At 66.0% G+C, this 11,171-nt stretch carries 8 protein-coding genes; 7 read left to right on the plus strand and 1 reads right to left on the minus strand.

The window, feature by feature from the left end:
- Positions 1-122 precede the first annotated feature (122 nt).
- Entirely contained in the window at positions 123-1,292 is a 1,170-nt protein-coding gene (locus tag ACZ7GZ_RS40470) for a cytochrome P450 (RefSeq protein ID WP_471032474.1), read from the minus strand.
- Positions 1,293-1,872: 580 nt separating this feature from the next.
- On the opposite strand from ACZ7GZ_RS40470, the gene ACZ7GZ_RS40475 reads away from it, so the two are divergent.
- From ACZ7GZ_RS40475 to ACZ7GZ_RS40505, 7 genes are all read left to right on the plus strand, one after another.
- Positions 1,873-2,958, plus strand: a complete 1,086-nt coding sequence (locus ACZ7GZ_RS40475; protein WP_471032477.1) for a beta-ketoacyl-ACP synthase III — start codon at positions 1,873-1,875, stop codon at positions 2,956-2,958.
- Positions 2,959-3,198: 240 nt separating this feature from the next.
- Entirely contained in the window at positions 3,199-3,444 is a 246-nt protein-coding gene (locus ACZ7GZ_RS40480) for an acyl carrier protein (RefSeq protein ID WP_360100031.1), read from the plus strand.
- Positions 3,441-4,670: a beta-ketoacyl-[acyl-carrier-protein] synthase family protein gene (locus ACZ7GZ_RS40485; RefSeq protein WP_471032478.1), complete on the plus strand. Its 1,230-nt coding sequence runs from the start codon at positions 3,441-3,443 to the stop codon at positions 4,668-4,670. The genes ACZ7GZ_RS40480 and ACZ7GZ_RS40485 overlap by 4 nt, the downstream gene beginning before the upstream one ends.
- 45 nt (positions 4,671-4,715) lie before the next feature.
- Positions 4,716-6,338: an acyl-CoA dehydrogenase family protein gene (locus ACZ7GZ_RS40490; protein WP_360100036.1), complete on the plus strand. Its 1,623-nt coding sequence runs from the start codon at positions 4,716-4,718 to the stop codon at positions 6,336-6,338.
- 122 nt (positions 6,339-6,460) lie between these two features.
- Complete coding sequence (locus ACZ7GZ_RS40495; protein ID WP_471032481.1) at positions 6,461-7,624, plus strand: pyridoxal phosphate-dependent aminotransferase; 1,164 nt, start codon at positions 6,461-6,463, stop codon at positions 7,622-7,624.
- Between the two features lie 49 nt (positions 7,625-7,673).
- Complete coding sequence (locus ACZ7GZ_RS40500) at positions 7,674-8,813, plus strand: cytochrome P450 (RefSeq protein WP_471032483.1); 1,140 nt, start codon at positions 7,674-7,676, stop codon at positions 8,811-8,813.
- Positions 8,814-8,951: 138 nt separating this feature from the next.
- A complete protein-coding gene (locus tag ACZ7GZ_RS40505) occupies positions 8,952-10,979 on the plus strand; it encodes an alpha-hydroxy-acid oxidizing protein (protein WP_471032485.1) in 2,028 nt (675 codons plus the stop codon).
- Positions 10,980-11,171 lie beyond the last annotated feature (192 nt).

An 11,171-nucleotide genomic window follows, 5' to 3' on the forward strand; every position in this document is an offset into this window, starting at 1 on the left:
TGTAGGAGTGGGCGTCGACCAGGTACTTCGCCCGGATCAGGGTGGCGAGCTGCCCGAGGTTCATCTCCGGGACCACCACCTTGTCGTACTGCTGGCGCACCCTTCCGAATACGGACCCAGTTTCAGTAGGAAGCCACGGGCAAGCTGCTGCAGAGGCGTTGTGTGGTGTGAGGACGCCATGTGGGCTTTCCCGCCAAGGTGAGGCTGGGCAAGCGAGTTGAGATGACGGTAAGGGAGGTGATGAGTTCCATCCGGGCCAGTTGTGCACCTATGCATGTATGGATCCCCTTCCCGAAGGCGATGTGCGGTGCGCCGGTTCGATGGGGGTCGAACACGTCGGGATGCGGGAAGACGGATTCGTCGCGGTTCATGGCAGCAATCAGGAACCGGATCGGTGTATGGGGTGGCAGGGTGACGGGACCGATGGTCATGTCGTGCCGGGTTGTGAGGTTGATGGAATTGATGACATGAGGGCTGCGGTAGCGCAGTGCTTCCTCGATCCACGCGCTGGTGTTGTCACGCAGGAGAGGTGCGGTCTGTGGGTGTTCAATCAGCGTGAGGGTGGCCAAGTCGAGGGCGGCCAGAGCCGAAGTGTAAGAAGCCGCCCACAGCAGCCAGCACAGGAGCGCAACATCGACCGCCGGTATGCCGTCGGATGCTTCGACCAGGCGAGCGAAGCCGGAGCCGGGTACGAAGTACCGTTGCCGAACGGCGTCTTCCATGTAGGCGAATAGGGTGCGGGAGGCATCGTCGGCGTCGGCTATGGCATCCGGGGTTTTCTTCGGGTAGAGAGCCTGGAATATACGGGCCGGTAACGTGGCGAGTATCTTGAAGTCCTTGTCGGGTATGCCAAAGACGGTGGCCGCAGCACGCTGAGTGAAAGGCAGCGAGTACTGGGTGTGCAGGTCGGCGATTCCGTCTTCGGCTAGGGATGCGGCGAGCTGGTCGGCCAGGCGTTCGGCTTCCTTTCTTACCTGGACGTTGGCTCGCGCCAGAAGGCTTCGATCGAAGGCCCATGCTCCTACGCGCCGCAGCTCAGTATGACGAGGAGGCACTGATTTGATGAGGGTCTGGTTGATGGTATGCAGCGCGTAGGAGTTGGCGTCGTCTTCTGCTGCATCACGGATATTTGGATCTTTCAGGAGCGCTGCGTGCTCATAGCAGGAGATGTAGGCGGTGCCGTCTGGATTTACGTAGACGGGATGCTTAGTGCGCAGCCAAGTGTAGAAGGGATAGGGATCGTTGAGGTTCTCAGGCTGAGCAAGCAGGTCGAAGAGGTCGACATCAGACATGAGCACTCCTTAACTCGCGGCGGCTGCAGGAAATGAGTCCTATCAGTTGTACGCGCCCATCTCGCGACTGCCTCTTGCAGCAAATCCGCGACAGTACTCTCGGTCTACCTGCGAGGATCGCGGCATGGGCAGAGAACTAATTTCCGCTCTCATCCTAGAAGCTTCGGATTCCTTGCTTCTGGCAAGGTCGATGCCGTCCGCGCATGTGAAATCGCCACTACGAGGGCGAGCGATGGCGTTTCGGCAGCGGTGGGTCAGTTGCCGACTGACTGGGCCCACTCACTGCATCACGTCCGTCTCGAAAGCAACAGGCTCCTAGGAGCGCGGAGACCGTTAACGCAGTGCAAGCTTGCGCATTTGTGAAATCCCGAAGGCGGCAGCCCTCCGGCCAGCCGCGGGGCCCCTTGTGCCATTATTCACAATGTTGCACGGCATTTTCCGTGTGCCCCGCTCCGAGGTGCTGTTGCCGCTTGCGGCAACGTGATGCAATGGCCTTCTCTTGCGGCAGCGAGCCGTTCTGCCGGAAATCTGCGTTTGCTTCCCGATTTCGCTATGCCGAAAAGGATGGGATGTGGCCTGTATGTCTGAGTGTGCTGTGATATGCGGTCTGGGGACGTGCTTGCCCGAGCGGATTGTCACGAACGAGGATCTGGCGGCTTCATTAGATACCAGCGATGAGTGGATCCGTACTCGCACAGGCATCCACCGCAGACGAATGGTTGCGCCAGGTACAAGTACCAGCGACCTTGCGGTCTCCGCAGGGCAGGCAGCTCTGGTCTCCGGCGGACAGATCGCCGACTTCGTCTTGTTGGCAACCACAACTCCCGATCGTCCATGCCCGGCGACAGCGCCTGAGGTAGCGCACCGGCTTGGTTTAGACGAGGTGCCGGCGGTGGACGTGGCGGCGGTGTGTTCGGGGTTTGTCTATGCCTTGGGCCTGGCTGAGGCCCTGGTAAGAGCCGGTGCTTGTCACCAGCCGCTGGTGATCGGCGCGGAGGTGTATACGTCGATCATTGATCCGCAGGACCGGAACACTGCGGTGATTTTTGGTGATGGAGCAGGCGCGATGTTGCTGCGCCGTGGTCACCGTGAAGAGCCAGGGGCCATTCGTGCCGTGGAACTGGGCAGCGCCGGGGCAGGCAGTGGTCTGATCACGGTGGCTGCCGGCGGATCACGCATCCCCGGCCACGCGCAGGAAGTACCGCGTGAGCAGCGCTACTTCCGCATGGAGGGGCCCGAGGTATACAGGCAGGCGGTGGTCCGGATGACGTCGTCCACCCGGTCGGTGCTGGACCGCGTAGGGTGGTCACCCTCGACGGTGCAGGCCTTCATCGGCCACCAGGCCAATCAGCGCATCTTGAACTCGGTCGCCGACCGCCTGGGGATTAATGCCCGCTACCGGTTCGGGAACATCGCCGAAGTCGGCAACACTGCTGCGGCATCCATTCCGTTGGCGCTTGCCGACGCAGCGGCAAGCGGCCGCATCCGTCCGGGTTCGCGCACTGTGCTCACCGCGTTCGGTGGCGGTCTCACTTGGGGATCAGCTGCAGTGACCTGGCCGGACGTAGTACCCAAGTGTCTGCCGCCCGAGTCCCCGCCCGCTTTCCGTAGCTCCAGAGTTGACCGCCAGGCCGATGCTGTCCCGACGGATCCCGCACCACGTTGACCGCTTGCAGTGACCCCTCCGGGGTTCGCTAGAACAGCCGGACGGACCTGAGCTACTTGGGGCCGCGTCCGTTTATTCCATCTTGCGGGAAGAACGGTTGCCGCTGTCCCCACCGCCTGGCGGTCGGGCGGCAGCCGACCCGGGCGTGAGCCGCGGGCAGGGAAGAAGCGTGCTTCTCCCGCACATTCACTCATCTGAATCGATCAGGGCCTTTCGTGGCCGTATCCTCAGGAGGTTCTCATGACCACCGCAGCATCACTGCGCGAGAGTCTGGAGCAGACGCTCACCAGCAAATTCCAGGTCGACCCGGCCAACATCACCGACGCAGTCACGCTCACGGATCTCGGGCTGGACTCCCTCGCCGTGGTGGAGCTGATCGATTTTCTTGCCACCGACCTGAGCCTGCAGCTCGAAGACGACGCCTTGCACCCTGCCATGACCGTGGACGAGGCCGTGGCGGTACTGCGCCAAGGTAGTGCGAAGTGACCAGATCCGGCTCGGACCAGGAAGTAGTGGTGACCGGAATCGGCGTGGTCAGCCCAGCTGGCATCGGTGCCGACGCCACCTGGAAGGGAGTGTTGGCCGGGCAGCCGACGGCCCGGACCACCCCGGATCTCGCCGGGCTCACCGTGGACTTTGCCTGTCAGGTCCCCGACTTTGATCCAGTTACTCGACTGGGTGCGAACCTGGCTCGTCGCACCGACCGCTACAGCCAGCTGGCCTTCGTGGCTGGTGCAGAGGCGCTGCGCATGGCCGGCCTGGAACCGAACGAGTGGGATGGAACACGGGTCGGAGTGATCATCGGCACCGCCTTCGGTGGCATTACCACGCTCGAAAACCAGGTCACCCGTCTGGTACAGGGCGAGGCGGTATCGGCAACCACCGTCCCCATGGTCGCGCCCAACATGCTGGCCGGACAGCTCTCCTTGCACTGGCAAGCCAACGGTCCCAGTTTCGCCGCCTGTACGGCCTGTGCTTCCGGAACCACTGCGATCGGGCTGGGCACGCAGCTGCTGCGCACGGGCGTGTGCGACGTTGTGCTGGCCGGCGGCAGCGACGCGCCCGTGAACCGGATCATCACCGCCTCATTCGCTCGGATGGGCGCCTTGTCGTCGCGCTGCCAGACACCCGCCCTCGCCGCTCGTCCGTTCGACGCTGCGCGTGACGGCTTCGTTCTGAGCGAAGGCGCAGCGGTCCTCGTGCTGGAGCGGAGGGCACAAGCCGCCGCGCGCAAGGCGACGGCACTGGCCCAGGTGGTTGGTTACGGCGCCTCGGCCGACGCCCACCACATCACCGCCCCGCACCCCCAAGGCAGTGGACTCGAGTATGCGACAAGGGCCGCACTCGCTCAGGCTGACGCCACGGCAGCAGATGTCGATCACGTCAACGCCCACGCCACCAGCACTCCCAAAGGCGACCTGGTGGAGGCAGGCTTGGTCGCCCGGCTGTTCGGCCGCCGGGCGACGGTCACCTCGACCAAAGGTGCCCTCGGGCACACCATGGGTGCGGCCGGTGCGATCGAGGCGGCCTTGACTGTGCGCGCTATCAACGAGCAGACGGTGCCGCCGACGGCCAATCTGGAGCGCCTCGATCCGCGGATCGAGGCGGATGTCGTCGTGGGTTTGGCTCGGCCCCAGCGCATCCAACTCGCGCTGAGCAATTCGAGCGGGTTCGGCGGCCAGAACGCCGTGCTGGCTCTCGCCCCTGCCTAACAGGCAACCTCGGCCTCCTGCGGCCGGGAACAACAAGGAGGAAGGATGACCAAAACGGTTGAGCGGGACTCAGTAAGCCCCGCGGCTTCGCCCCGGATCTGGGGACTGGCCCGTAGAACCGGCACGGCGGACCCAGAAGTCAGCTCTCGCCGTGCCGCCGACCAGATCGCCTGGTTGCGCGACTACGCGCCGCGTCGTATCAACTCACTGCTCATCGATGAGCGGCGGTGTATCCCTCCTTACATCGTCCAGGACTTCGGGAGCGCCGGGCTGTTCGGTCCGCTCATCGAAGAGGAGTACAGCGGGACTGCCCTGCTCTTCCGCGACATGTTCCGGGTGTTCGAGCAGTTGATGGCCATCGACACCGCCTTGGGCACGTGGATGACCACCTCACTCTTTCCCGGCACCCGCGCGCTATCCGTCTGGGCCACCAAGGAGATCAAGCAGGAGTGGCTGCCGTTGCTGGCCACCGGCCGTACCTTGGCTGCCTACGCCCAGACCGAACCCGGCGCGGGGAGCGACTTCTCGCAGCTGTCCACGACAGCCCGCCCGGTGCCCTCTGGCGGATGGCTGCTGAGCGGAGACAAGCACTGGATCGGCAACGGAGCATGGGCGGGCATCTCCACCGTGATCGCCCGGCTGGAGGCGCAGTACACCTCCCCCTCCTCACTGGTCGCACTGGCCGTGCCCACTGCCAGCCATGGTGTCTGTCTCGGGGAGGAGCACCTGTCGTTCGGCCAACGGGGCATGGTGCAAAGCCGGATGCACTTCGCCAACGTAGCCGTGCCCGACAGCCACGTCCTGGCTGACGGTGACGGCCGCCTGGCGGCCATGGACTCGATGTGTGCCTCACGCCTTGCCCTCGCGGCCTTCGCACTGGGCGCGCTGAAGCGGATCGTCCAACTGGCCTTCCGTTTCGCCCGACGGCGTACAACCTCCGGAGTCACGCTCAAGGACCGGGCCGTGATCCGCGGGTGGCTGGGTGACACCGTAGCCCGCACCGACATCCTCGAAGCGATCGTGTCTGACCTGGCTGATCGGCTGGACGCTGGGCAGGCGGTCGATATCGAAACTGTCATCACGGCCAAGGTCCTTGGCAGCGAATGGGCGGTTGAAGCGGCCGACCGTCTGATGCAGCTGCTGGGCGGACGCGGCTATGACGAGGCGAACTTGGCCTCCCGCATATACCGAGACCTCCGCGTCTACCGGATTTTCGAAGGACCCAGCGAGGCCTTGTGCGACTTTCTGGGCCGACGGAGCCTGCGGCAGACCAGCCAGGTCCGCACCATGCTCAGCACATACAGCGGTACGGACCTTGCTACGCGATTCGAGGCCGCCCTTTGGGACCGGCCGGCCGCAGGCGGCTTGCCGGACGCGCCGCACGCCGGAGTCGCAACGGCCCTCATGTGGACCCTCGCCGCCGGTGCCGTACGGAGACATGCGCCGCACCATGCGCACGCACAGCAGGTCGTCGAGATTCAGCTGCAGCGTGCCCTGGAAGGCGTACGCGCCGGAGACGACCTGACGACCGTCTCGGACGATCTGCTGGAGCAAGCGGTGGACCGGTACGCACAGCACATCGGCGATGTCGTGCAGCAGCTGCCCGGAGCGCACTACGGTCTGGACCCGCTTCTGCAGCCGACTCGGGCGGGTGCCAAGCCCACCTGAGCGATCTGCGGCCGCCGCTTCTGACGCTTTGTTGTGGCATCAGCAGGACCACCAAGACCACCGTTTCCCGTCAGGCGAGGGGCGAACGGGCGATCCCCTACGCAAGAAGAGGAGCAGAGAGCATGGCGTATTCCACAGCCCAGCGGTCACCCGTCTCGTCGAGGGCCGCAGTACTGCAGGGCAGCAGCCTGGGCGAACTCCTTCTGCTCGCTCGGCGACGTCACGCCATCGACCTGGCAGTCGGTACACCGGGCTACCCAGAACCGTCCGCCGACCTTCTCAAGGCCGCCGCCGATGCGATGCAGGCCGGGCGCAATCAGTATGACCACCCGTCTGGCGACCTGCTGCTTCGGGAGCGGATCGCCGAGACACTCACTCCAGGCGCTGATCCGCACACCGAACTGACCATCACCGTTGGCGCCACCGAGGCATTGTGCGTCGCCCTGCTCGCCACCGTTGACCCCGGCGATGAAGTCATCCTGCTCGACCCAGGATATGAGCAGTTCAGGGCGGCGGTCGCCCTCGCCGGAGCGGTGCCACGCTTCGTGCCCCTCCACCCGCCCACCTGGCGCTACGACCCCGCCGACCTGGCAGCCGCCTTCAGCCCGCGCACCCGGGCCGTACTGCTGAATTCACCCGCCAATCCGACCGGACGCGTCCTCGACCACACCGAACTCGACGAGATCGCCGCACTGTGCGAGCGCTGCGACGCTACTGTCATCTGCGATGAGGTGTACGGCACTTACGTCTTCGACGGGCGGCCCTCGCTTTCGGTCAGCGAGGTGCCAGGACTCGCCGAGCGCAGCATTGTCGTCGGCTCGCTTTCCAAGAGCCATGCGATCAGCGGATGGCGCCTCGGATTCCTGCGCGCCGACGCAGTCCGCACCGAGGCACTGCGACGGGTGCACGAACTGACCACGAACGGTGCCGCCACTCCACTGCAGGTGGCCGTAGGGATGGCCGCGCTCTCCATGGACCTGCGCATTGCCACCGAGCAGATGGGCCGGCGCCGGGACATGGCCCAGACGATCTTCTCGCGCTTGGGCATGAAGTTCGCACCGGCGGAAGGAGGGTGCTACCTGTTCGCGGACGTCAGCTCCCTCACCGGCGGGCAGCACGGTGGCAAGCAGTTCGTCCTCGAGCTCCTCGACGAAGCTGGGGTGCTGCTTGCGCCCGGAGCCCCCTTCTTCGCCGACCCTGCCCGCGGCGAACAGTACGTGCGTATCGCGTTCAACCGGCAGACCGACGTGCTGCGCGAGGTCGAGCACCGGATTCTGGGCGGCTGACGGCCGACGAGCAAGGAGTAACCGGATGAGGCATTGCAGAGCCGACCAGTTGGGGCCGCTGCCGGCCTTCCTGAAAGACGGCAGCGAGGACGTGGTCCGCTTCGTCACACCTGTCGGAGACACGATGTGGCTCGTGCGCGACTACGCGCTGGGGCGCGCGGTGCTGACCGACAAGCGGTTCAGCCGGGAGTGCGCAGCCCGCCTCGACACCCCGAAGTTCAATGACGCAGAGCCCGCACCGGACTCCATGATGAGCATGGACGGCAGCCAGCACGCCCGGCTGCGGCGCATGGTCAGCGGCGCCTTCTCCAGCGGTCGGATCGCCGCGATGACTCCGCTCGTGGAGGAACTCACCGACCGGCACCTCGACACAGTCGCCGCGCACGGGCCCGGCGTCGATCTCGTCGCACACCTCGCCGCGCCGCTGCCGCTGGCCTTGCTGTGCTCGGTGCTCGGTATCCCGCCCGAGGACAGCATTCGCTTCCGTGACTGGATAGAAGTCCTCTTCGACATCGCCCCAGGCACCACCCAGGAGAAAGCTCGTCGACGCCTCGCACTCGCCAACTACATGAAGAGCCTGGTAGAGCGCAAGCGACGGCAGCCGCAGAGCGACCTGCTCACCGACCTGATCGAGGTGCACGACAGGGGCGAGCTCACGACAAACGAACTGCTTACCCTGGGACTCACCCTCCTGATGGCCGGCTATGAAACCACGGTCGGGCAGCTCGGCTTGTCGGTCCTGTCGCTGCTCACCGACCACGAAGTGTACGAGGAACTCGTCGCGTGTCCTGAACGGATCGCCCCCGTCGTGGAGGAGCTGCTGCGGCTCAACCCGGCAACCCCCCTGACGTTCCCGCGCGTCGCGATGCAGCCGGTGCGGCTGGGTAGCGTCACTGTCCAGGCGGGCGAGGCCGTCATGGTCGCGCCGCTGCACGGCAACCGCGACGCCAAGGTGTTCACCGAGCCGGAGACTCTCAGCTTCGCTGGCCACGACGCCGCACACCTGACGTTCGGCCACGGTGTGCATCGCTGCCTGGGCGCACCGCTGGCCAGACTGCAGGTCCGCATCGTCCTCGAACGTCTACTGCGGCGCTTCCCGACGCTCCGGCTCGCCGCTGTCGACACGCCAGTGGTGTGGAAGGAGGGCCTGGCGACCCGCGGACTGTCCCGGCTCCTCGTCGACTGGTAGCCACTCCAGGCTGTCGTACGGAGCGTCGCCGCTCCACACACCCAGCGGGCATCGGCCTCGACGGAGCCGCCGGCCCACTGACTGCTCAACCAGCTGTCCACCACCATCGAGCACCATCCAGGACGGGACACCCAGGACATGACTGAACGCACTGTCGCACACACTGCTTCCGCGCGACCGGGCATCAGCGGCCCCTCCACGCTGCAGACCAAGGCGCCCAGTTGGCTGCGGAGTTACCACCGCCGAGAACGCCCCGCCGCCCGGCTGGTGTGCTTCCCTCACGCCGGCGGAGCCGCAACCTCGTTCAGCAAGTTGTCCGCAGCACTTCCCGACGACATCGAACTACTCGCGGTGCAATACCCCGGTCGGCAGGACCGCCGCGCCGAACCCTGCGCTGCGGACATCGCCGCCCTGGCCCGGGGAGCGGCCGATGCCCTGGCTTCGTATACCGACCGCCCGTTGTTTCTCCTCGGCCACAGTATGGGCGCCATCGTGGCCTTCGAAGCGACCCTGCTGCTGGAAGAACACAGCACCGTTGCAGGGCTGTTCGTTTCCGCCGCCCGGCCTCCGGCCCAGGACTGGGAGGAGCCCGACGTCGACGCCCTGAGTGATGACGACCTGGTCGTCGGTGTGCGGAGGCTCGGTGGCGTGCCCGACGTACTGCTGCGGAAACCCGAATCCCGCGCTGAGGTGCTGCGTCTGCTGCGCGCCGACCATCGTGTGCTGCGTGGCTACCGCTGCGCGGTGGATACCACGGTCAAGGCCCCCGTCACTGTGCTGCTTGCGGCCGAGGACCCGAAGAACACCTTGGAGCAGATGCGGGACTGGGCCATGCATACCACTGGACAGCACGCCGTGGAGATCCACTCCGGCGGGCACTTCGCGCTGACCGAATGCACAGGCGAGATCGCGAAGCTGCTGGGCCGCTACGTCCATGACCGCCTGGCCGTCAAGCCCATCGATCCGCCGGCCCTCCTGGTGCCTGAGCTCTACCTCGCTGGGCCGGACGGCCGCGGCTTTCGGCCGTCAACGGACCTTACGACCCTTCAATCCGCGGCCCGCGAAGTGCTACCGCCCTCTGCCTACGGCTATGTGGCGGGCGACGCAGGAACTGGTGCCACCAGGCGCGCCAACCGCGAGGCCTTCGACCGGTGGCGGATAGTGCCACGGATGCTGCGCGGCATCACCCGCCGAGACTTGTCAGTGCCCCTCTTCGGCCATCGCCTGGCTGCCCCTGTGCTGCTGGCGCCGGTCGCCGCGCAGACCGTCGTTCACCCCGAGGGTGAAATCGCGGCCGTGCGCGGCGCTTCTGACGCGGGCGTGTCCTTCGTCCTTTCGTCCTTTTCCTCCCACAGTATGGAGGAGGTCGCGGCAGCCGCAGGTGAGCAGCCGCGGTGGTTTCAGCTGTACTGGCCGTCGGACCCGACGGTGGCCGAGTCTTTGGTCCGCCGGGCCGAGGCGAGCGCATATGACGCCCTGGTCCTCACCGTCGACAGCCCCGCCTTCGGCTACCGCCCGGCGGACCTCGACCACGGCTACCTGCCGTTCTTGCACGGCTTGGGGCTCGCCAACTTCACCACCGACCCCGCATTCCAGGCGGGGCTGCCCCCGGACGCCGACGAAAGCGCGGTGATCGCGCACTGGGCGGCCATTTCCACCAACCCTTCCCTCACCTGGGACGGGCTTGCGTGGCTGCGCGAGCTGACCAGCCTGCCCATCCTGCTCAAAGGCATCCTGCATCCGGATGACGCACGCCTGGCCCTCGCCCATGGCATGGACGGCGTGATTGTCTCCAACCACGGCGGGCGTCAGCTCGACGGCACCGCGGCCGCCCTGGACTGTCTGCTGGCGGTTCGCGCGGCTGTCGGACCGTCTGTACCGGTCCTGATGGACTCCGGCGTGCGCACAGGCACTGACGTGGTCAAGGCCCTGGCCCTCGGCGCGGACGCCGTGCTGCTGGGCCGACCGTATCAGTACGGCCTGGCGCTGGACGGGCGGAACGGTGTGCGGCACGTGCTGCGTTGTCTGCTCGCCGAGCTGGATCTGGCGCTGGCATTGAGCGGCTGCGTCAGTGTACGGGACCTCACAGAGGACATGCTTGCCCCGGCCGCCCGTTTCACGGCACCCCAGCCGAAGAGCAACAACTCGGCGCCAGTGAGGTCGTAGCTCGGTCTCGTTGGGACGGCTCCCCGCATAGGGTCAGTTGGGGCCGAGGACACGTTCCGGTGAGGGCGGAACTGGATGAGCAGGCCCCGTGTCCTCGGATGGCGTCCCGCTTCGTGGTGTAGCCGATCAGTGTTGGGGCGTGCGCCCCGGGGCGTGTGTCGATAGGGATTCCGCTCCCTGCCCGGCAGGCGG

It is taken from the genome of Streptomyces sp. NPDC037288 (genome assembly GCF_055603265.1).

Bases quoted from the DNA above. Each gene is read 5' to 3' on its own strand.
- ACZ7GZ_RS40470 (WP_471032474.1), bottom strand. From the start codon at position 1,292: ATGTCTGATGTCGACCTCTTCGACCTGCTTGCTCAGCCTGAGAACCTC.
- ACZ7GZ_RS40475 (WP_471032477.1), top strand. From the start codon at position 1,873: ATGTCTGAGTGTGCTGTGATATGCGGTCTGGGGACGTGCTTGCCCGAG.
- ACZ7GZ_RS40480 (WP_360100031.1), top strand. From the start codon at position 3,199: ATGACCACCGCAGCATCACTGCGCGAGAGTCTGGAGCAGACGCTCACC.
- ACZ7GZ_RS40490 (WP_360100036.1), top strand. From the start codon at position 4,716: ATGACCAAAACGGTTGAGCGGGACTCAGTAAGCCCCGCGGCTTCGCCC.
- ACZ7GZ_RS40495 (WP_471032481.1), top strand. From the start codon at position 6,461: ATGGCGTATTCCACAGCCCAGCGGTCACCCGTCTCGTCGAGGGCCGCA.
- ACZ7GZ_RS40505 (WP_471032485.1), top strand. From the start codon at position 8,952: ATGACTGAACGCACTGTCGCACACACTGCTTCCGCGCGACCGGGCATC.